The organism is Phycisphaerales bacterium, assembly GCA_016716475.1.
Classification (GTDB): Bacteria; Planctomycetota; Phycisphaerae; order UBA1845; family Fen-1342; genus JADJWG01.
Map to the genome: position 1 here is coordinate 1,479,943 of JADJWG010000002.1, position 22,664 is coordinate 1,502,606.

A 22,664-nucleotide genomic window follows, 5' to 3' on the forward strand; every position below is an offset into this window, starting at 1 on the left:
GATTGTAGCCCGCTGCGCACACATCGCCAGTGCGGACCGTCGATCTCACCGCTGAATGGGCTGAGCGCATGTGCACTTTTGACTCCGTACCCGAGAGTGAACTCGCTGAAGCGCTGCCGCTGCTGCTCGCACCACCCGAGATCCCCGGCGGCGCCCCCGCGGCGGCGGTGCGGCAGTTCCGCACTTACCTGGCTGACAGTCCCATGACGTGGTGGGGCCTGCGCTGCGGTCCTTCTACCGCACCGCGGGCGATCGTAGGCGCACTGCTGTTACCCGGCCGGACTGCCATCCTGCTGCTGCCCCAGCCCCACGCGCCCGGAATCGCTCCCAGGTTGCAGTCGAAAATTGTCCACGCGGCCCTCGAGCAGCTTGCCGCACACGCATTGCATTACGTCCAGGCGTTGGTCGAACCGCACTCGGCCGGACGCAGGGAGTTGCTGGTGCAATCGGGCTTCCGTCATCTGACCCGGCTGATCTACCTGGAACGCGACGCTACTTATCCGTGGGTCGACGAACCTGATCCGGCCCGGGCGGAGTGGCAGAACTTTACCCCCGCCGCGGCCACGGTATTCACCGAGGTCATTCAACAGACATACGAAGCCAGTGAAGACTGTCCGGAACTCTCAGGGCTGCGGCCGATGGAGGACGTACTCGCCTCGCACAAGGCGTCCGGGCGCTTCGTGCCCGCACTGTGGGAAATCGTGCGTGTCGAGGGCGCGGCGGCCGGCTGCCTCTTGTTGGCGGAACTCCCGCAGGCAACCGCACTTGAGGTCGTGTACATGGGTGTCGTCCCGTCGTTTCGCGGCCGCGGTGTAGGCGACCTGCTGCTGCGCCGTGCGCTGGCACAGTGCCGCGCACGCCGTGTGCGGCAACTCACGCTGGTCGTCGACGCCCGCAACACACCCGCAAGGCGACTGTATGCGCGCTTCGGTTTACAGCCCGTGACAGAGCGCGACGCGTGGCTCAAAACGTGGTCGTAAGCGGCGCGCGGCGCCCGCCGGTGTCCGACCTGTGGACGCTTGCCGGGACAGACTGTGGATAAGCTGTGAATGACGGATTTTTTTGTGTGCTTCAGCGATTGCGAATACGCGGCTTACGCGCATGTGTGTCTACGCAATGAGAACCGGTCATTGCGTCGTTCTCGGACGCGCGGTATCATGCCCCTCACGATTGTGTTAGCGGGAAAGGCAACGCTCGATGACCGCCGCTTAACGTTTCGTTTTTCCGTTCGATAGAAGCAGGCGCCCCGAGGTGAACCGTGGAAGAACCGGTGGTGGAGAAGGTCTGCGCCATTCGTGAACAAGTCGCCCAACGGGTCGGTGCCAACCCGTACCGCACGTGGTTCGGTGGCTCGACGCACTTTCAACTGACGGGGGACCGCCTCGATGTCACCGTCGCCAACGCCTTCATCGGCAATTGGATCACTTCGCGCTTCATGAATGACCTGGTCGCGGCTACGCGGGATGTGGTGGGCGGCGATCCGAGTGTCGCCATCTGCGTCGCGGCCGACAGCAGCGCGGGCGCTCGCGACGCCCCCGAAGGACCGGCGAGCCCTGCGCCCATGATGCGCGCGCATCCACCCCCGACGGCCGAGGTCATACTCCGGCGGGAACTGGAGGACTTCGTCGTCGGCCCCTCGAACGAGCTCGCATTCTCGGTCGCCAATGCCGTCGCGCGCGCCCCCGGCGAGGCCTTCAAGCACCTGGTCATTCACGGCGGCTCCGGCCTCGGCAAGACACACCTGTTGCAGGGGCTCTGCAATGCACTCACGCGCCGGCACCCGTCGCTGCACTGGTGCTATCTCTCCGGCGAGGAGTTCACCAACGAGTTCATCTACGCGGTCAAGGCCAACCGCCTGGACGCGTTTCGCAAGCGCTTCCGGCAAGTGGACCTGCTCGTCATCGACGACATCCACTTCCTGGCAAACAAGAAAGGCACGCAAGACGAGTTCCAGCATACCTTCGACGCCATCGACGCCTCGGGGAAGGCCGTCGTGCTCTCGTCTGACACGCACCCGCGCAGCATCAGCTCGCTCAGCGAGAAGTTGCTCGATCGCATGATCGCAGCCATGATCGTGCGCATCGATCCGCCGGATTACCACACCCGCCGCGAAATCCTCCGCCGGCGGGCCCGCAGCATGCTCGTGACGCTCCCGGACGACGTGCTCGATTTCGTCGCCCGGCACGTAACGCGCAACGTCCGCGAGCTGGAAGGGACGCTCTACAAGCTGGCCGCGATCGCATCACTCATGAAGGAGCCCCTCGGACTCGACCTCGCACGCCGTGCCGTCGAGGATTACGTGTCGGCGATGCGGCCCACCGATGCCCCCGCAATCGAGCGGATGGTAGCGGCCCATTTCGGGGTAACTCGCGATGCGCTGCATTCCCGTTCACGTGACCGCAACGTGACTACGGCGCGCAGCATCGCCATGTATCTGATCCGGAAACACACGCGTCTCAGTCTTCCTGAAATCGGGCGCCTGCTCGGCAACAAGCAACATTCCACCGTGTTGATGGCCGTGCGACGTATCGATGAACTGCTGAACCGTGATGGCGCGGTCGCGTGGAAGACGCCGGCCGGGCCACGCAGTGTGCCGGGCCGCGAACTGCTCGAGGAGCTTGAGCAGCGCCTCGCACTCGGGCCCGACGCGCACTAGCGCGCCCCCGGCGTCAACGGCGGCGGCATGGAGGCCGCCGACCGTTTCCTTCCTCCCCTGCCCCCCCGCGCTACCCCCAACGACACGAATGGACAGAAGCCGACGAACCCACCCCGCACTTGGGCAGCGCTGCGATATAATGGCGGAGTGCACCTGGAAACTCGTGCCGGTGCACGGTGACCGACGTTCAGGATCGCTCGGGCAATGACACCCAATCTGGTCGTACGCAATCCGGATGGCTCGACCCGTTCCATCCCCGTGTCCCGCAAACCGATCACGGTGGGACGCGCGGAGACGTGCGACATCGTGCTACCCTTCGATCATGAGGTCTCGCGTGAACACGCGCGGGTCTGGCTTGACGAACAGAGTCGCATCCTCGTCCAGGACTACCGTTCCAAGAACGGCACGCGCGTCGACGGCGGCGATCCGTTCCACAACGCGGTCCGCGCCGCCCGGCACAGTATCCGCATCGGCGAGTACGAACTCGAAATCGTCCACCCTAAGCCGTGGGTGCGCCACGAGTCGGAGGGCGTGGCGTTCACCCCTGACACCGCTACCGACAATACGCAGTTTTTCCCCTCGACGCGCGGCCTCGACCTCAACCAGCAGCGCCTTGCCCTGCTCATGAGTCTCACCGAGCGTATCGGCGGCGCATTCGAGCTCAAACAAATGCTCGAACAGGCCCTCGATGCCTGTTGTGAGGCACTCGGTTTTGAACGCGGCCTGCTCGCGCTCAAGACCCAGCGCGGCGAGCCCGAGCTGCCCATCACCCGCAACGTGCAGCGCGATGAAACCGGCGCCTTCAAGATCAGCCGCACGCTGATCAACAAAGCCCTCGTCGAGGGTCAGCGCGCCGTCGTCAACAACCCCGCCGTGGACCTGGCCGACAATCTCAGCGAGAGTCTCGTCCGCTTCCCGATCTGTTCCGCCCTGTGCGTCCCCATCATGCACCGGGAACAGATTCTCGGGGTGGTTTACGGTGATCGCACCACCCACGGCACCACCTACAGTGGTGAAGACGTCGACTTCCTCGCCGCCATCGCTCGCCAGGTCGGTGTGGGGATCGAGAACCTGCGCCTCTTCCAGTCCCAGCTTGACATGGAGCGCATGCGCCATGAACTCGCGCAGGCGCGCATCATCCAGCAACGGCTGTTGCCGGATTCCCCGCTCCTCGCCGGACGCATCGCCCTCGCCGGCCACAACGAACCCTCCGCGGCCGTTGGTGGTGACTATTTCGACTATTTCCCGCTGGCCGACGGCCAGATCGGCTTCACCGTCGCCGACGTCACCGGCCACGGACTCGCCGCCGCTCTCATCATGGCCAACCTGCAGGCCGCGGTGCGCGTCGCTCTTACGCCCGACGCACCGCTCCCCGAGATCGTTGGGCGCCTCAACGACCTGATCTGCCGCAACACCGAGGCCTCGACTTTCATCACTGGCATCTTTGGCCGCATCTGTGCGGAAACCGGGGTGGTCGAGTACGTCAACGCCGGACACCCGGCCCCCCTGCTCATCCGCGGCCAGCGGGTCGCCCCGGATCTCGACGGGTTTGCGCTGCCGCTGGGCATCGAGCCCGACGAACGGTACACGCTGCGCCGCATCGAGCCCGACGGCGAGCTGCGCGCCGCCCTCTTCTACACGGATGGTCTGATCGAAGCGCAGGATGCCCAGGGTGCCCTGTTGCATGTCGAGCCGGTGGTCGAAGCGCTCGCCGGCCTGCGTTCGTGGGCACCCGACCAGCTTCTGCGGCACACGCTCGGCCTGGTCAAGCGACACCTGGCCGGCCGAAACAACGCCGACGACCTCACCCTGCTCGGCCTGCAGTACAAGACCTGACCCGGACACCCCGTTCTACTCTGCGAGGTTCCCCGGCGCCCCCCCGCCGTTTGACCCAGGAGCGCGGTGCCACGGGGTCCGTTCACACTCAGGCCGCCGCGGGGAAAGCCAGCCAGTCTCTCCGGGGATCGAAGATGCGCTGGCCACAGGTGGCACAGTAACGCGGGCGGGTGGGGCCACGCTCGGCAGGCCAATGCCCGCAGTTCTCGCACCGCTCGGGCTCCTCGGTGTTGCGCATGAATTCCTCGTAGCGCCATCGCTCCCTGCGGTCGGCACGCTGGAGCAGCCAGGTGAGCAAGCTCCCAACCACAAACAGGAGCAGGATGCCGCCCAGGTAGATACTCATGACGACGATGACGGCGTACAGCCCTTCGGAGATGGCTAGCATGGACCAACTCCCCATTACCTGTACCTGTCAGATTAGCAGTCTCGTGGCCGCCGACCAAGCGGATATTCCCCTGGAATGTCCGGAGCTCCGCCCGGTTATGCCGTGGGCCGCAGGCGTCGGCGCACCATGGACGCCCAATCACTTAACCTGCGTCAGGTGCAGCACTTCGCCGCGTGACGCCCAGCAGGAACCCCAGGACAATCGCGAGCAATGCTGCGACAAAGACGCGCCACTCCGGAGGCAGCGAGTAGTTGAACGTCTGTGCCGCGGTCCAGAACAGCAGGGTCTTCGGCAGGAACAGCAGCAGAAGCTGGGTGTCCGCCTGGCGTGCATAGGCCCCAAGACTCCAGGTCCGACCGCCGTTGGCAATCACGAAGTCACAATAGTTGTGGGTGACCATCATGCCCCAACCATACATCCCCAGGCCGTTGAGCCAGAAGCTCTTCGAGAAAGCCAGCCAAAGCGCCGACGAGACTCCCGGGACGTGTTGCGCCCAGAGCCCCGCGGCGACCAGCCCCTCCACCGCGAACGAGAACGCGGGAAACGCGACTGCAAACCACAGGCCGAACAGGCCCCAAACCAAAGCGCGCGGTAGCGGCCGTCCGAGGTGCCAGGTACCTGCGGTCAGACGCTGTTTGAGGAGTTCGCCGAAAGTGCCGAGGAAGAAGAGCTTCACGAAGCCAGCGAGGAACGGATGCGCCCGCGTCAGTTCGGCGAACAAGCCGGGCCAACCCAGCGCGAACGTGACGACGGCCACCGATCCCGACAGGAACACGCCAACGGTCGCCACGCTGCCACGCTGCACCGCACTCGCAGACCGCCTCCCAGCGCTCATCGCCGCTCGACTCCACTCTGTTCGCAGCCACAGCGCCACCGCGCAGACGACAGCACGTGCCTGCCGCGCCGTCAGCGTACGCCATGCATCATCGCCACCAGCCGCCGCGCGACCAGGAAGCACGCTGCCGACACAATCACCAGCACGATCGCAATGGTCAGGAAGTACTGCCCGGGATCGATCGAGCCCCACTTCTCCCCTGCGAGACCCGCCACGTAGTTCCCGAAGAAACTCGTCAGCAACCACATGCCCATCAGCATCGTCTGGAACCGCACCGGCGCAAGCTTGCTGACCATCGAGAGCCCGACCGGCGAAAGGCACAACTCACCGAGCGTGCACAGGATGTAGAACCAGACCAGCCAAAGCGCGCTGACCTTGAACTTCGCCGAAACCACGTACAGTTGATTCAGCGCAGCCCGCATCTCCGGATCAGCTCCCGCGAGCAGCAGCATCTTGTAGTCACGGTCAGCCAGTGGTATGGCTGTGGTCAGGGTGCGCGTCTCCTCGTCGAAGTACACATCCGACGGCAGGAAGCCCGCGAAACGCAGCTCGAAGCCCGGTGGGATCTCCGGCAGCACCACGGTGGCAAGCGGGACGCGCGGGGTGCTGGCCGACTGGCCGCGGGTTTCCAGGGCGAGGTCGCGGATGGCGGCGAGAAAATCGGGACGCACGGTGGCCCGCAGCAGCCGATCGCGATCGGTGTCGGACAGCACCCCGGTGATGCGCAGTGTCGTACGGTCGGCGCCGCCATACCAGATTCGGCCACCATGCACGACCGTGTTCAGGGCCTCCGCGGGCGGGTCGGCCGTGAAAATCCCGGCGTCGCGCGCGGCGCGGTCGAGGTCAGGAGCGTCACGGAAGACTACCCGGAGCCCGCCGCCCGGCCCTTCCTCGACGGCCTGTGTGGCAACTCCGGCCGGCAATCGCGCCAGTGTCGTCTGGGAGGGCTGGCTCTCGGCCCGCACCGCCCAGATCATCAGCGCGAAGGCCAGACCCTGCAGAAAGATGCCGATGGCCATTTTCATCGGAATCGAAAGCACCACCCCGCGGCGGGGCAACCAGACCCACAACCACGCAAACAGTGGCGCGAGCAGGAAAATCGCGAGCGGGTTGATCGACTGGAAACTCGCCGTGGGGAACGGATCGAACTTGACAAGTTGACGGAACGCATTGCCGATCTCGGTCAGCACCCCAGCCGAGGCGCCGGCCTCCTTGGGCAGTGGTGGATAGATGTCCGGCTCGGGCGCCGGGCTCAGCACGTAGCGGTCGGTGGTCTTATCCGCGAAGACGTTCATCGCGTTGCCGGCCTGCTCGAACGCAGCCCAGAAAAAAGTTGTAAAGACACCGAGCAGGATGATGACGAGCACCCGGTCGCGGACCGCCAGCTTGATCTGCGCGGTGATCCAGGCGGCCAGCAGGGCCGAACCGCCCCCCCCCAGACTCAGCACAAGAGCCGAATCCCCCGGCAGCCGCCCACCCAGCCACGCCAGCGGAGCACCGACCAGCGCGAGCATCCCGATCGCGCCGAGCAGCACGGGCGCCGGGTTGGACAACCACGGCAGCGCCGAGGGCGTGGTCACCGCCTCCGTTTCCGTCATGGCATGTGCCGCCCGTGGGGCCTCCACGCTGGCTTTCGCACCGGCGGGCTGCGCTTCCAAGGTGCCGGGCTCATCCGGCATCTCGTTTACCCACGGCAGACCGATCAGGTAGGTTACGAGTCCCAGCACCATGCCGATGCCTGCCAATGTGAAGCCCGCGTGGTAGCTCCACTTCGTACCCTCAGCCAACGCCCCACAGAGAATCGGCGCGAGGAATGCACCGAGGTTGATGCCCATGTAAAAGATCGTGTAGGCGGCGTCGCGGCGCGGGTCCTCCCGGGAATAGAGCCGTCCCACCTGCGTGGACATGTTCGGCTTGAAGAACCCGTTCCCGAGTATCAGCAGCACCAGCGCCAGGAAGAAGATGGAGTGGGCCTCGAACGCCATGCAGAAATGACCAGCCGCCATCAGCGACGCACCGATCACGATGGCCCACTTGTTCCCGAGGTAACGGTCCGCGAGAAAACCACCCAGCAGCGGTGTGAGGTACACGAGACTCGTGTACCACTTGTAGACGTTGGAGGCCTCCTCCTGCGTCCACTTGAAGTAGTTCACCATGTACAGCATGAGTAGCGCCCGCATGCCGTAGTAGCTGAAGCGCTCCCACATCTCGGTGAAGAACAGGATGAACAAACCGCGCGGATGACCCAGGAACTGGTGCTGTCGACCATTCGCCACGGGCGCCTCTCCGAAAAGGGGACCAGGGACCGATGCACGGACGTATGAACACTCGCTCGCGGCGCGGAGCATACCGCATTCTGAACTCCGCTACGACGGTCACCGCTGAGACGTCGCCGCAGCCGCCCACCGCGGGTAGGATGATGCCAAACCCGCGACCACCGAGGTGCACCATGAAGAAGCTGCAAGGCACTTGGACAGCCCTGATCACCCCTTTCCACAGCGGCAAAGTCGACCTCACCACGCTCGAGCGGCTCGTCGAGCATCAGCTTGCCGCCGGGATCGACGGCTTGGTCCCCTGCGGCACCACGGGGGAGACGCCAACCCTCACCTTGGCCGAGATGCGCTCGATCATCACACTCGTCGCCAAGCGCGCTGGGAAGACCACGCCTGTCTTCGCGGGCGCCGGTTCGAATGACACGGCGAAGACCCTCGAACTCGTCCGTCTGGCCGAGGACTGCGGCGCCACGGGACTGCTCCTCGTCGCCCCGTACTACAACCGTCCCCCACAAGCCGGGCTCTATGGTCACTTCGCCACCATTGCCGCTGCAACGAAGCTGCCCATCATGGTTTACAACATTCCCGGGCGGGCCGGGGTCGAGCTCAGCGTGGAGACCCTCGCGCGGTTGCGAGCGGAGTTCCCCGGCATCGTGGCGGTCAAGCACGCGACCGGCAGTGTCCTCGGTGCGGCGGACCTGGCGGCGGCCACGGATCTGCCGATCTTCTCTGGCGACGACCCCCTGACGCTGCCGCTGATGGCCTTGGGCGCAGTGGGTGTGGTCAGCGTGGTGTCCAACCTCGCGCCGCGCACCGCACGTGCGATTACCGCAGCCGCCCTGGCGGGGGACTGGGAAGCGGCCCGCGCCGCCCATGCCAAGCTCTACCCACTGGCTCGGGCCCTGCTCGCACTCGACACGAACCCGATCCCCGTGAAGACCGCCCTGTCACTGCGCGGACTCGGCGAGGCGGAGTTCCGACTGCCGCTCTGCCCGATGGCGGCGGAAGGTGTCCTGGCGCTGAAGTCCCTGCTGGCAGCGCATCCGCTGGATTGACCGCGCACCGCTACGCAGCAGATTTCTGCACAGCTCCGCGTCGGCGAACAGACCCTTTCCATTGGCGAAGTACATCCGGCGCAGCGCGTTTGTCAGCCGGTTACTCCGGTATCCCAGCCGCTCCGCCGAGTACCCAAGCCAAATTGAAGATCACGTGCCCGATCGTCCGCCGATCATGGGAGTACACCATGTGGATCAGGCCGGCCCCATCCTGCACCAGTGCCGGGTAGGCGTATGCACCGGCGCCAGCCACCACGGTGCGCGGCGCGGTCCACGTCTGTCCGCCGTCAGATGAATAGGTGACGGCCAGCGGTCGGCGCGCCGCCTTGTCGGGATTGAGCGCCAGCAGCAACTCCCCGCTTGCGAGCGTCAGCAGCGCGGCCGGGCTGCCAGGGTTTTCCCAGCCGCTGCTCACTAGACCGGTCCAAGTGCGGCCGCCGTCGCCCGAAACGGTCGCCCACAACCGCTCGCCGGCCGTGTCGCGCAGCAGTGCGAGCACGCGGCCATCGGCCAGCACTGCTACGGTGGGCTGTATTGCGGCGCCGGCCCCCGTCGGGGGGGGCAGTTCGCTGCGCAACACCCACTGCTGACCTTCCACACGGCCAAAGAAGAGCGCCCGCTGCACGAGATCGTCGTACGCCGGCAACAGCCATGTCCCGTCGATCAACCGGACCGGACCACCGCGGACGTTCGTGCCCAGCCGCGGGGACAGGGATTCGGCGGGCGACCATGATGCTCCGTTGTCATCGGATGTTCGCAGGAATGTGCGGGCCGTACTCCAGCCGGTGCCCGCCACGCGCGCGAAGAACAGCCAGACGCGATCCCCATCAGTCGCAAGCATCGGATTGCCCACGGTTCCCGCTTCTGCAACAAGTTGTAGCGGATGCGACCACTCTGCCGTTTCGGGCTGCCAATAGGCGGTGAAAAGCTGCGCTCCATCTAGTTCGCGCGGGCCTTCGTATGCATACCACGCGGCAAGTAGAGTGCCGGCCGCGGTCCGCGTGATGGTTGGGGCGTGACAGCCCGCCGGCGCATCGACGGGCGGAAAGACTGCGCCAGTGATAAAGATCGCGGGCTCTGCCGTTGCTTCTGCCAACAACCCCACTTCCCGCAACAAATCCGTGGGAAAGGGTGCGGTAGGAAGGCCGCAGCCGGGCGGTCCGGCCGGAAATCCAGCGAGGAGCAGCGCGGGTGCCAGGGCGCGCAGACAGCGGAGGATGTTCGGCCGGCTGTTGGCGTTCATGCCGGGGCATTGTGGCAGCTGGTCATGGACGAGTCCATCGGTACAAGTCAGCCCTTGCCGACGCGTGGGCGCAGCGGGACAATCCGCCCCATTCACGGCGCACCGGCATATCGGCCACATCGCACCGCCGAGCGCCGTTAGGAGAACGTCCCCATATGGCCACCCACAACCCGCCCCACGGTGAATCCGGTCCTCCACCCTTCGACCCCAACAACCCGCACCATGCCTACGACCCGCAGCAGGATCCGCTGCATCTGGCCGTGCATGGGAGCGGCGACCCTGATGCGTACGTGCTGCCCGTGGCGGGGTTCAAGGGTACACCGGACGAAGTCGAGCGACAGTGGTTCGAGCAGTGCTATACCGGACGCGGCGACACGATGTGGCAACTCACGTGGCGCGCGGTGCTGATGGGCTCGGCCCTGGGCGGCGTGTTGTCGCTGACGAACCTCTACATCGGTCTGAAGGCCGGGTGGGGTTTTGGTGTCGCCATCACGGCTTGCATCCTCTCGTACGCCATCTGGACGACGCTGCACCGCGTCCGGTTGGTCGGCACGCCGATGTCGATCCTCGAGAACAACTGCATGCAGTCGACGGCCAGCTCGGCCGGATATTCGACAGGCGGCACGCTCGTGTCGGCGTTTGCCGCCTACATTCTGCTGAACGACTCGACCATCTCGTATCCGGTACTGCTCGTCTGGGTGTTTTTTCTGGCGCTGCTCGGCGTCACGATGGCCATCCCGATGAAGCGGCAGATGATCAACGTCGAGCAGTTGCGCTTTCCCAGCGGCATCGCCGCAGCCGAGACGCTCAAAGCCCTGCATACCACTGGCGGTAAGGGGATGCGGTCGGCCCGGGCCCTGGGCTTGGGGGCACTCTTCTCGGGGCTCTTTACTTTGTGGAATGAGCTGGGAACGGTGCTGGGAGTATTCGGCGCCAAGGCGATCGCAGCGTTCACCGCCGGGTTGACACCCAGCGTCTGGCTGGAACGCCTGAGCGCGGTGGCCTTCGGCCCGGTCCCGATGAGTTTCACGACCAAGCTGGTGCTTGATCCGATTTTCCTTGCCGCCGGCATCTTCACCGGCATGCGGGTATGCGCCAGCATGCTGATCTCGGGAACGCTGTGCTGGGCCATCTTCGTTCCGATCATGCTCGCGCAAGGCCACATCGTGCTGACCACCGACGAGCCGCTCAACGCGTTGCCGGCTGGCGTCAACCTGGTTGCCTTGAATGAAGGCGACGGCCCGCTCAAGATGCCCCCCGACGCCGGGGTGAAATACCGTGTCGAGGGGGATCGCCGGTTCATACGCTGGTCGAGCGTGATGACGCCCGAGCAGCGCGACATCCTGCTGGCGCAAAGCGACGATCCGGAGTACCGGAACGCCATTGCGCGCATCTACGTGCGATCGCAGTATCGTGCCCGCATACCCGCCCCCGGACTCCCGCCCAACCTCCAGTTCCCCGACATAGTACAGGGACAGAAGTGGCATCGTAACGCCCGGGCGGTGTGGTACGATCATGGCACCGGGGAACTCGTCAGCGAAAAGGCGCTCTCGCGGGAACAGCTCGCCGCGGTGCGCGCTCTGAACGCTGCGCCGGAGTTCCAGGCAGCGGTCGACGAGTTGGAAGCGCGGTCCGTCTTGCCGGTGTTCGCGCCGCGCTGGTCGAGCACCCTATTGGACGAATTGCCCAAGGACGAGCAGCAACGCCCAATCCGGTTTCCGCGTGAGTTCGTGAACCTGGTCGAGCATGATATGAAGGAGGGGCAATTGCTGTGGCGCGGCCGGATGTCACCGGAACAGGCCGAAATCCTCAAGGGCCTCAGCGCGGATGAAAACTACCAGGCCGCCGTTACGGCCCTCTTCGCCGGCGCGAACGACATCCCGGCAGATTTCCCATTGCCTGCCTCGGCGGCTGACGTGATCAGATGGGATTCCGTCGCCGGCGGACTCCGGATGCGTGGCCCCGTGCCCGAGACGCTCGCGATCGAACTCACGGGATTCAGCCCGGACCCCGCGTATCAACGTACCATCGGTGCGCTGTTGGCGGCGGGTACCGCCGGGCGCGCCGTAGCGAACTTCCGAGACCTCGTCAGTCTCACCTTGTGGGCCGGGACCGCTTGCATGGTGACGTCCGGTTTGCTGTCCTTCGGACTGCAATGGCGCAGCGCATTGCGGGCCTTCAGCGGTCTGGGGGCCATGTTCCTGCGGCGCCGCAAAGTGCAGAGCGACCTCGAGCAGCGCATGGCCGCGATCGAAACACCCGCGTGGTGGTTCTTCGGCGCCCAGCTCATCGCGCTGATCGGACTCGCATGGCTGGCACACGATGCGTTCGGAATGCCTTATTGGCAAAGCATCGTGGCCGTGGTGCTGGCATTCCTGCTGGCGCTGGTGGCCTGCCGTGTGACAGGTGAGACCGACACCACACCTGTAGGCGCCATGGGTAAGATTACGCAGCTCGTGTATGGCGGGCTGGCGCCGGCCGTGGACAGTACCGCCGCTGCCACTACGCGGGCCATGAACATCAACCTCATGGCAGCCAATATCACGGCCGCATCCGCCGGCGGGTCGGCCGATCTGCTCACCGACCTGAAGAGCGGCTACCTGCTGGGTGCGCACCCGCGGCGCCAGTTCATCGCCCAGTTTGCCGGCATCTTCGTCGGGACATTCGTTACGGTGACGTGCTTCAGCGCACTCGTTCCGAGTGCTTCGATCCTTGGGAGCGATACGTTCCCGGCTCCTGCGGCGTTGACCTGGGCCGCCGTGGCCGAGGCGTTGAGCGTGGGGCTGCACAAGCTCAGCGACGTGAAGATCATGTGCATCGCCATCGGAGGGGGCGTGGGGTTGATCCTGCCCATCCTGAGCATCCTGATGCCGAAGTATGCCCGGTTCATGCCCTCGGCGGCCGGCGTCGGTCTCGCGTGGACGTTCCACTGGTACTACAGTCTCATGTTCTTCCTGGGCGCCACCATCGGTTTGTTCTGGCAGCGCAAATCCCCGAAGTCGAGCGAGGAGTTCAGCTTCCCGTTAGCAGCCGGCGTCGTTGCAGGCGGTTCACTGGTCGGCGTGGCCTTGATCCTGTTAGAGAACGGTCCGGAGATCATCACTCGCCTGCTCTACGGCGGCTAGCCCGGATAGAGGCGGGCCGGGCGGCAGATGCCACCCGGCCCGGACTCGACATGCAGATGTGATTCGCTTCGCGGAAGCCGGTCGGCGCTGCCTACCGCAGCAGCGACAACACCTGGGCACTCTGCTGGTTGGTCAGCGAGAGCAATCCGAGGGCCGACTGCATCAGGATGTTCTGCCGATTGAGTTCCGCGCTCGCCTGGGCGTAGTCCAGGTCGCGCACGACACTCTTGGCCTTTTCCAGACCCTCCCGCGCGCTGCTCAGCGAGTCGATCGCCGTGCGCACCTGGAATTTCTGGAATCCACCGATCCGACCACGCAGTGTCGCGACCTGCTGAGATGCCAGATCCGCAACCTTCGCGGCCTGGGCCGGGTCCGAGACCAGCGAGTTCGCACCACCGCTGCCGAGCGAACGGAGATAACCGTCCGCGGCCGTACCGAGCTGCGCCGTGTAGGCCCCGTCGATACCGAGGGTCGCCCGCGTATCGGCGTTGGTTCCAAGCTGGAACGTGGCTCCGCTCTTGCCGTTGCCGTCGGGTTTCACGAGGATCGACGCCGTACTCGTCAGTGTGCCGACTTCGAACGACAGACTGATGCCACCGCCCGTGTAGGCGACGTGCTTGCCGTCGACCGACGTGGCCTGACCGTTGACCGTCACGACCGCGTCCTTGCCGCTGTCGCTCACGTCGGCGAACCCACCGCCTTCGATCAGCTTGGTACGCACGAACGCATCCGCACCGAAGTCCGAGCTGTAGACACGGATGGCGCTGGTGCCCGCGGCGGCGCTGGCATACACACCGGTCTGTGCGGTGGCGGCGTTCACCTTGTCACGGATGGCCTGCCACGTATCGTTGCTGGCGATTTCGATGACGGCGGCGCCCTTCTTTCCCTGCACGGAGAGCTTCGCAGTCACACCACCCGCACTACCGGTCTTGATGACCCCGCCCGAAGCCTGCTCGGCCGCGGCGGTCTGCGCCACGGTCAGTGTGGTTGCATCCGTGGTGGCCTTGCGGCTGAAGATACGCACATCGGTGAGACTGTCACCGGCCTTGACGGTCGTGTTGTGCTGAATACCCAACGACCCGTCGAGCATCTTCTTGCCGTTGAAGTTCGTGCTGTTGACGATCCGGTCGATCGAAGCGAGCGCATCGTCAATCTGCGACTGATTCGCCGCCACCTCATCCGCCGACAACGCCGCGTTGTTGGCCGACTCACTGGCAAGCCGTTGGATTTCCCCGACCAGTGTGCTGATCTGCCCGAGAGCGTCGTCCGCGACACTGAGCATCGCATCCGTCCGCTGGTTGCTCGCAATGCCTGCGTTCACCGCGGTCAGCTCGGAATCGAGCTTGCTGAGTGCCAATAGACCAGCCGGATCATCCGCGCCGCGGTTGATCCGGTAACCGGTTGTCATCTGGTGTGTGACGGCATCCTGGGCCCGCTGGTTCTTATTCAGCAATGTCAGGATGGAAAGTGTCTGAAGGTTGTTGACTGTCAGTGCCATGTCGGTCTTCTCCTGTTGCAGCTTTCGCGAAACGGAACCTGCAGCAAGCCTTCAAAACACCGTGCGCGAATGCCAAGCACACTGGCCTCACGGCGCGCGGGACCAGTAATCGCGGTGACGGCGAGCGGTGGTGACGGGAGGGCGGTGCCGATGCTGCGAAAAAATCGTTGAGGTCCGCTTGGACCAGCGGCGCAACGGCGTCTGCACCGGCCACGTCCGGCCCGATAAGGCCCGGCGGGCCCACTGAATGTCCCCCCGTTGCTGCCGACTGGCCGCTGTCGCTATGCTCACCCATCAACCGCGCCGCCCCGGCTGAGGGCCGTTGTGTGGAGCGCGGCGCCGCCGTCCCTCAGGAACCCGCTGGAACACCCCACCGATGTCGCGTGAGCTGCAGGCCGCCGTGCGGCGCTACACCGTCTTCGCCCAGGAAGTTCTGCAACCGGCCAGCTACGACTCCGCCGTGCCGCTGGAGGCGGCCGTCTGGCAATCGCCCGAACCCGTGACGTTCGACGTGGCGCGCGCGGCCGCCTATCTCCCCGTGACGCCGCCGTGGCATTGGGGTCCGGTGTGGTCCACGGCCTGGTTCCGCCTGCGCGGCCAGGTCCCGACAACCCACCGCGGCCAATCAGTGGCCCTGCGCTTCTCCAGCGGCACGGAGGCGTTGCTCTGGCGCGATGGTGTGCCGCACCAGGCGTTTGATCAGAATCGCGACGCGCTGGTGTTGTGGCAGCCCGCACAGGGGGGCGAATCCGTGGAGGCCTACATCGAGGCGGCCTGTAACCACGCCTGGGGCATCGTGTCCTACGCTGCGCCGGCCGATGGTGCGACGGCCCGCTGGAACACGAACACCCCCGGTCACCTCAGCCGTGCCGAATTGGCGGTGTATCACGAAGACGTCTGGCGTCTCTGGGTGGAGTACGAGTTCGCACGACAGCTCCTCGCCAAGTTCGACGAGAACACCCCGCGCGCACACGAGATTGACACTGCGCTGCGCCATGCGACGCAGCTCGTGCGCGACGATGATGTGGCCGGTACCGCTGCGGACGCCCGCACCGTGCTGGGGGAGCTCTTCGCGGCCCATGGCAGCACGCCGGCGTCACGCGCTATCGCGACCGGCCATGCCCACATCGACACCGCGTGGCTCTGGCCGTTGCGCGAGGCACGCCGCAAGTGTCAGCGCTCTTTTTCGAACGTCTTACGACTGATGGAGCGCTACCCGCAGTTCACGTTTCTGTGCAGCCAGGCCCAGCAATACGCATGGATCGAGCAGGATGCACCGGGGCTCTTCGCCCAGATCGCGGCCCGTACTGCTGAGGGGCGGTGGGAACCGGGCGGTGCCATGTGGGTCGAGCCGGATTGCAGTGCACCCTCCGGCGAATCGCTCGTCCGCCAGGTCCTGCATGGCACCCGCTTCTGGGAAGCGCGGTTCGGCTCCGCGGGGCGGCAATCCTTCCTCTTCCTGCCCGACACGTTCGGATTTCCACCCGTGCTGCCGCAAATCATGGCCGGCGCCGGCCTGCAAACGTTCATCACGAACAAACTGTCGTGGAACGACAGTAACGAGTTTCCGTTGGGGGCGTTTCGCTGGCGCGGCCTCGACGGTACCGAGGTCCTCGCCCATTGCACCCCGGCGTGGGACTACAACTCACAGAATACCGTGGAGGAGCTGCAACGCGGCGAACGGAACTACGCCCGGCTGGATCGTGGTCGCACACGTCTCTGGCTGCACCCGTTCGGTTTCGGGGACGGTGGCGGCGGTCCGACGGCGGAGATGATCGAACGCGCCCGTCTCGCCCGGGGGAGTGTGGGGCTGCCGGCGGTCGAGCTTGGAACTACCACGCGTTTCTGCGAGGAGCTGCGCCAGCGGCGCGCAGCGCTGCGCGCCGCTGGACAAGACCTCCCCGTCTGGGATGGTGAGCTGTACCTTGAAATGCATCGCGGAACATACAGCACCCATGGCTGGCTGAAACGTGCGAACCGCGTTGCGGAACAAGGTCTGCGCATGGGCGAATGGCTGGCGTTTGCCGGCCCCGCGGCCATGGTACCCGCAGCGGCAAGTGCGTGGCGATCCCGTCTCGATGCGACCTGGAAGCTGCTCCTGCTGAACCAGTTCCACGACATCCTGCCCGGTTCCTCGATCACGTGGGTTTATGAAGACGCCCGACGTGACCATGCCACGATCCGCGCTGCGTGCGACGAGTTGCACGCGGCCGGCATCGCGGGGTGGAAGGTGGGCTGCGACACGCACGGCGTGGACGATCCACTGCTGGTCTTCAACCCCACATCGCAGACCCGCTCGGGGGTGGTGTCCACCGGTGACACCGAGTTGTTCGTAACCGCGGTGCCAGCCCTGGGCGCCCGCATCGTCAGCCGCAGTGCGGCTTTGCCCCCTGACGTGGCGCCAGCCACCGTGATGGGACGCACCCTCGAAAACCACCTGCTGCGCGCCACGTTCGATGAGGAAGGACGGATCACCGCGCTGGTGTGCAAGTCGACCGGCCGCGACCTGTGCGCCGTGGACGCAAGCGGTCGGCCGCAACCGCTTAACCAGCTCGCGCTCTACGAGGATCGGCCGCGCGATTGGGAGGCGTGGGACATCGACGCAACTTACCGCGACAAGCCGGTTCCCCTCGGCGGGCCGGTGGATCGCTGCGAAGTGCTCTCGGCCGGCCCCTTACGTGCCATTCTCGAAATAAGTCGACCGCTCGGTGCTGCCAGCCGCATCACGCAACGCTTCATCCTGAGCGCCGGCTCTCCGCGGCTGGACATTGAGACAGAGGTGGACTGGCAGGAAGATCGCCGGCTGTTGCGCGCGGATTTCCCCGTCGGGGTCCGTGCCCGTCGTGCCACCTACGGAACCCAGTTCGGCCACCAGGAGCGCCCGACGCACGAGAACACGAGCTGGGAGCGGGCCATGTTCGAAGTGCCCGCCCACAATTGGGCCGACCTGAGCGAACCGGGCGCCGGGCTGGCATTGCTCGACAACGGCCGCTTCGGCCATTCCTGTCACGGCCATGTGCTGGGACTCACGTTGCTGCGCAGCCCACGCGCGCCCGACCCCGAGGCCGACCGGGGCCGCAACATCTTCACGTACAGTCTGTTGCCGCACGCCGGGGACTGGCGCGCCGCCGGGGTCCTCGCCGAAGCGGCCGCGCTGAATGCTCCATTGCACGCAACTCCGCTACCGTCCGACCAGTCCGGCCCGTTGCGCGAGGCGTGGGCACCGTTTACACTCGAGCTGCTGGGAGCCGTGGCCGTCGAGGTGACCGCCCTCAAGCCGTCCGAGGAAGATGACCGGTTGATACTGCGCCTGGTCGAGCTGCACGGCGGCCGCGGGGCCGTGCGAGTGCATTGGCACCTGCCTGTCACAGCGGTGAACCCGGTGGACTTACTCGAACGGCCGTGCGAATGGAGTGGGGGTGAACATCACCGCGCGACGGGCACAACGGTGGTACCGTTGCGCCCGTTCCAGATCGTGACACTCGCGGTGACGCGCGCGTAAGATGGGCGCGTGACGTCCCGGTCAGCGACTCGGCACGTAGCGCTCGTAGTCATACGTGAGTTCGCGGCGCTCACGCGGCGCGAGATACAATACCCACTCGACCCAGCCACGTCGTTCTTCGAGCTTCAGTTGCTCGCTGTCGTTGGAGATGCGCCCGTTGTCCGACGCTGCTGTGAGCCGGCCCGGAACCAGTCGGCGGATCGTGAGTTCCACCTTGCGGTCCTCGTAGTTTTCTACCACCAAGCGGCCGCGCAGCGAGACCTGGTCGACCCAGTAGTGGAGCGTCGGCTCGTGGGCCTTCAGCTTCCGCTCAACCTCCGTCTCTTCAGCATTCGTCGCAATGTTGATCGCCGTCGTCACCGGCAGGTGGTGCCGGCCGCCGCGCGGCGTATAAAGAATGCGGTCCTGGCACAACGGTCGCGCCGCACTGACAGCGACCACCGGGCCGGTGGTCCAGGCCGTATCGGTGTCGTTGTGCAGCACGAGGAAATGCCGCAGCTCACCCGGTGATTCCCAGCGGTACGTGTGTCCATAACGGATGCGCTTCTGGAATATCGTCACGACCGCTTTTTCCCCGCAGCGCAACGTCAGCCCCGCACGGGTGTAGACCGTGTAATCACTCGCACCGGCTCCGTCCATCTGCGGTAAACTCCGGAGCATGCCGTCGACCGCTTCCGGGTTGCCCCCCGCAGGGGCCGGCTGCAGGATCAACTCGGTGCCGGCCCGGCTGTCGATCGCCAGCGCCGCCCTGTTCCCAATCGCGTTACTGGCGATCTGTGTGAGGAACTGCTCCGGCACCGCCGCGGCTGCCGTGCGAATCATCTGGCCGACCGCAAGCGGTGTGAGGTAGTCCGCGTAGGCAAAGTGGGGCACACCCACGACGAAGTGGACGTCGGTGTTGATGAGGTCTTCGACCTCGTTCACCAGCGTACCGCGCAGGGTCAGTTCCGCGGTTTCCTCGTCGATGATCCGTAGCGCGTACTCCGGAATCCAGGTAATCCCCTTGCGCAGGTAGGCCATGCCGAGTCGCACGGGCTTGTCCGCCGGCGCATCCGCGACGTGGACGCGCAGCGCATAGTCGAGAATCTGAGCTCGCCGAATCTGACCGATGAGCACCGCGTTAAGCTGGCCGTCATTCTCCAGAATCGCATACTCCCCTTCCACCTGCTTGAGCTTGCCGTGCGCCTCACGGTCGGCACCCGCAGCCGGGCGAAACGTCAGATTCAGCCGGAGCCCGATGTAACTCCGCAGCCACGCGAGGCGCCCGGGGATATCGGCGGGGCCGTCGACGCCATCAAAATCGACCACCTCCCCCTGCCCGGCGCCAAGGATGTCCACGTGCGCCCGTTCGTCCTCGGCGTAGACGGCCAGGGTGCCCAGCAGCGCCGGGGGCACCGCCCGCGCCACACACCACCCGTCGCGCAGTTGCACCTCCCCGTCACGAATAAAAAAACCAATGCCGTTCTTGAACACGGCTACACTGCGGACCGCCGGCTCCCACACCAGTGGGTGGGCCTCGTCTGCGGCCAGCACCACTTGTCCCACAAAAAGACCAAGCCCGACACCCCCGATCAGCAGTTGATGTCTCATGGCGATTGCTCCCTGGCTCACCCACCGAGCGCTGGCGGCGGCACAGCGCTGCCGCTCCGCTGGAACCATACGCCATGTTTGCTCCCCCGGGCGCAACCGCCGCGCAACAAGCCCGCTCCAGGCGCGGAGGCGACGAACCGCTTCAATTCGCCAGGCGCTGCCGCAGCAGTTCGATGACTTCCGGCAGCTTACGCGCTTTCAGTGCGGCAAACTCCGGTGGCAACTCATCCTCGCGGAGAAGGTAGTCAATCGTCGTGCCGTCTGCGCCCACCGGCACTCGCAGAATGGCCACAATGCGCGGGCCGCGCGCCACACCCGCATCGGCAACCGCCTCCGCACCGATCACGATGCCCGTCTCGTGCACCGCGTACCAGAGCCCCGTCCTCCCCGAAAGCAGCTCCAGCACCTGCCGCGCAGTCGTGCCGCGCTCCAGCAGGTCCACACGCCGCTCGGCCGCGTCCACGCGCTGCAACGCGCCCGGTTCAAATTGCACTGTCACGCCGGCCCGTCGTCCAAGGTCGAGCAGCAACTGGTCAAGCGGCATCTGCCGATAATGCACATCCAGGGGGCGATCCAAACGCTGGGCAACGTTCTCACGGGCATCGTAGATCAAGACGGTGCGCCCATCCGGTACCCACGACCAACCCAACCTTTGCGTCGCGGTTTCGAGTTGCCGCAGAGCATTGAGCTGCGCGGGGGCCTCGCGCAATGCGGCTTCCAGCCGCACGCGGCCCGGCTCGTCCCCCGGCAGCCGAAAACGCAGCCCAACCGCCTCCGCAGGCAGCGCATTCCATGGCTGAACTGCGAGTTGCCGCAGGACTCCGATCTCATCCACTGTCAACCGCCGCCCCAGGCGATCGAGCCACGGCGCCGGTTCCACATACACGAGGTCCCCCTCGACTCGCATCGCGAGCCCCAGCCCGTCAAGCACGGCTGTCAAACCCGCCCGCACCGACACGCGCTCGAGCTCGATCGTCAACCGGGTCTGCTCACCGTAGGGCATCCAGTCGATGGCCAGCCCGTGCACCTGAAACCGCAATCCGGTGCGCTGCTCGAGCCCCGCGAGCGCCTCTCGCATCGGCAACTCGCGCAGCACGATCGCCTCGGCAATCTGCTCGTCGAGAGCGGCCTCGACAAGGTCACGTATGTCCTGGGCTTTGAGCGACAAACCCGACAACAGGCCCACCACCAGCACCGCGAGATGCCTTAGCGTTGTGCTCCGAAACCTGGAGTGGGGCAGGTACCATCGCGTCATACATTATCCTTGGTACAGGTCCAACACGCTACCGCCCGAGCGGGCCGGCCGGGCGGGTTCGATGCTAAAGAACACGGGGGTTCGTTCCGGAGGGCTCCCGGTTGCCGGAGCCAGCACGGCAACGCGCGCAATGGCATCCGGCCCCACCGAGAGCGCTGGTCCACCGAACTCGACGCGCACCACCACCGGCCCATGTTCCGTCCATGGATCTGGGACACGGACGGCTGGGTCGCGGTCGGGCGAAAACGAGAGGTATAGCACGGCCGCTGCCGCGGTCGCGGTGGCCGCCACGGTGAGCCAGGTCCAATTTCGCCACCTGCGCCACTGACGATCGCCCGACCGCTGCACCGCTCCGGAGATCCGCGCGTGTAAACGCTCCCAGTTGACCGGTGGCGCTACCGCGGCGGCCCCCACTAGCAGGGCATCCAAGCGGTCGTCATCCTCGCCAGCGTCCCTCTTCGAATCGACCGGTAACGCCAACAAGATGCGGCTTCGCAGCCGATCCCAGTCGACGGGCAGACCCCGTTCGGCCGTGCGATGTAGCCAGCTCTCCAACTGCTCGTAATCCGCAAGCATCGCTGCGAGCGCCGGGTCTTCAGCCGCTGTGAGTATCTGTGCGCGAAGCTCCTCCCGCGCCGGTTCATCCAGCCACGCGCTGACCAGTGCTGCGAAGGCATCGGGAGTCATCGCTATGGGCACCTCAAACTAAGCTGGGGCCAACCGGCCTTACAGGTAGTCTGCAAGAAAAACACGCATGCGCTTGCGCGCTTGAAAAACGTGCCACTTCACCGCTTCGACGCTGCACGCCATGATTTCCGCAACCTCTTTCTGCGGCATCTGCTCCATGCTGAAAAGCACCAGGGCGGTCCGCTGCTGCTCGGTCAGTTCCCCGAGCGCCGCCTGGATGCGCTCCTCCAGTTCGAAGGCGGACAACCGGGCACCGGGGCGGGTGTCGTGGTGCTCTGCGTCCGCCAGTCCCGGCGCCCGGCTCGCGTCGTCGCCAAGAATGCAGTCCTCGAACGAGATCCGTGGTCCGCGCGAACGGCGATAGTTGAGCGACAGGTTGCTTACGATCCGTAATAGCCATGGTCCAAACCGCTCCCGGTCCGAGAGGGTCGCCAGCTTCGAGAATGCTCGGACAAACGACTCCTGGCATACTTCCAAAGCATCGTGCAGGTTACCGAGCAGCCGATAACTCACGGCAGTCGCCCGCCGCTGATACCGCTCGATCAACAAGTCGAATGCGTCGCGATCCCCGGCCAGCGTCTGCTGTACCAGATCCGCATCGGCAGGACCTGTGGTCGGCGGTCGTAGCTCCACGGGCTCTCCTTCCAGGAGAGACACGGTGGCGGCCCGGAAGTTGGTTGGCAAGGGGCTCCCCCCCTTCCCTGGGGAGCTTGTGGGTAAA

Annotated in this window: 15 protein-coding genes and 1 pseudogene; 6 read left to right on the forward strand and 10 right to left on the reverse strand. The window is 65.6% G+C overall.

Translation table 11 applies throughout. The annotated features are described in order from the left end of the window. Positions 1–68 precede the first annotated feature (68 nt). The 3 genes from IPM18_13730 to IPM18_13740 all read left to right on the forward strand — a co-directional run bounded on the left by IPM18_13730 (position 69) and on the right by IPM18_13740 (position 4,492). On the forward strand, positions 69–980 hold the full coding sequence (locus IPM18_13730; GenBank protein MBK9120640.1) for a GNAT family N-acetyltransferase: 912 nt from the start codon (positions 69–71) through the stop codon (positions 978–980). A gap of 278 nt (positions 981–1,258) precedes the next feature. Continuing rightward, positions 1,259–2,656 carry a chromosomal replication initiator protein DnaA gene (gene dnaA, locus IPM18_13735; protein ID MBK9120641.1) on the forward strand — a complete coding sequence of 466 codons (1,398 nt, stop codon included), beginning with the start codon at positions 1,259–1,261 and terminating at the stop codon, positions 2,654–2,656. A 204-nt stretch (positions 2,657–2,860) separates the two neighbouring features. Beyond that, on the forward strand, positions 2,861–4,492 hold the full coding sequence (locus IPM18_13740) for a SpoIIE family protein phosphatase (GenBank protein ID MBK9120642.1): 1,632 nt from the start codon (positions 2,861–2,863) through the stop codon (positions 4,490–4,492). A gap of 88 nt (positions 4,493–4,580) precedes the next feature. Here the strand turns inward: IPM18_13740 and IPM18_13745 are convergent, their stop codons facing one another. The 4 genes and pseudogenes from IPM18_13745 to IPM18_13760 form a co-directional block, all read right to left on the reverse strand. Next, positions 4,581–4,880, reverse strand: coding sequence for a hypothetical protein (locus IPM18_13745; GenBank protein MBK9120643.1), 300 nt, complete (start codon positions 4,878–4,880; stop codon positions 4,581–4,583). Positions 4,881–5,022: 142 nt separating this feature from the next. Next, positions 5,023–5,715 carry a hypothetical protein gene (locus tag IPM18_13750; protein ID MBK9120644.1) on the reverse strand — a complete coding sequence of 231 codons (693 nt, stop codon included), beginning with the start codon at positions 5,713–5,715 and terminating at the stop codon, positions 5,023–5,025. Positions 5,716–5,786: 71 nt separating this feature from the next. Further along, complete coding sequence (locus tag IPM18_13755) at positions 5,787–6,740, reverse strand: hypothetical protein (GenBank protein MBK9120645.1); 954 nt, start codon at positions 6,738–6,740, stop codon at positions 5,787–5,789. A 675-nt stretch (positions 6,741–7,415) separates the two neighbouring features. Next, positions 7,416–8,063, reverse strand: a pseudogene (locus tag IPM18_13760) (peptide MFS transporter). A 101-nt stretch (positions 8,064–8,164) separates the two neighbouring features. On the opposite strand from IPM18_13760, the gene IPM18_13765 reads away from it, so the two are divergent. After that, entirely contained in the window at positions 8,165–9,043 is an 879-nt protein-coding gene (locus IPM18_13765; protein MBK9120646.1) for a 4-hydroxy-tetrahydrodipicolinate synthase, read from the forward strand. A gap of 100 nt (positions 9,044–9,143) precedes the next feature. Here IPM18_13765 and IPM18_13770 read toward each other — a convergent pair whose 3' ends face one another. Then, entirely contained in the window at positions 9,144–10,286 is a 1,143-nt protein-coding gene (locus IPM18_13770) for an exo-alpha-sialidase (protein ID MBK9120647.1), read from the reverse strand. 155 nt (positions 10,287–10,441) lie between these two features. On the opposite strand from IPM18_13770, the gene IPM18_13775 reads away from it, so the two are divergent. After that, positions 10,442–13,411: an OPT/YSL family transporter gene (locus IPM18_13775; protein ID MBK9120648.1), complete on the forward strand. Its 2,970-nt coding sequence runs from the start codon at positions 10,442–10,444 to the stop codon at positions 13,409–13,411. Between the two features lie 91 nt (positions 13,412–13,502). Here IPM18_13775 and IPM18_13780 read toward each other — a convergent pair whose 3' ends face one another. Continuing rightward, a complete protein-coding gene (locus IPM18_13780) occupies positions 13,503–14,909 on the reverse strand; it encodes a flagellin (GenBank protein ID MBK9120649.1) in 1,407 nt (468 codons plus the stop codon). Between the two features lie 376 nt (positions 14,910–15,285). Between IPM18_13780 and IPM18_13785 the strand changes: the two genes are divergently transcribed. Further along, the gene (locus IPM18_13785; GenBank protein ID MBK9120650.1) at positions 15,286–18,411 is read left to right on the forward strand and encodes an alpha-mannosidase; all 3,126 of its coding nucleotides are present in this window, start codon (positions 15,286–15,288) and stop codon (positions 18,409–18,411) included. A 21-nt stretch (positions 18,412–18,432) separates the two neighbouring features. Here the strand turns inward: IPM18_13785 and IPM18_13790 are convergent, their stop codons facing one another. From IPM18_13790 to IPM18_13805, 4 genes are all read right to left on the reverse strand, one after another. Then, a complete protein-coding gene (locus IPM18_13790) occupies positions 18,433–20,001 on the reverse strand; it encodes a hypothetical protein (GenBank protein ID MBK9120651.1) in 1,569 nt (522 codons plus the stop codon). Positions 20,002–20,143: 142 nt separating this feature from the next. After that, positions 20,144–21,256 (reverse strand): hypothetical protein, encoded by a 1,113-nt coding sequence (locus IPM18_13795; GenBank protein ID MBK9120652.1) that lies wholly within the window; start codon positions 21,254–21,256, stop codon positions 20,144–20,146. Positions 21,257–21,259: 3 nt separating this feature from the next. Further along, the gene (locus tag IPM18_13800; GenBank protein ID MBK9120653.1) at positions 21,260–21,943 is read right to left on the reverse strand and encodes a hypothetical protein; all 684 of its coding nucleotides are present in this window, start codon (positions 21,941–21,943) and stop codon (positions 21,260–21,262) included. A gap of 39 nt (positions 21,944–21,982) precedes the next feature. Then, positions 21,983–22,576, reverse strand: coding sequence for an RNA polymerase sigma factor (locus IPM18_13805; GenBank protein MBK9120654.1), 594 nt, complete (start codon positions 22,574–22,576; stop codon positions 21,983–21,985). Positions 22,577–22,664 lie beyond the last annotated feature (88 nt).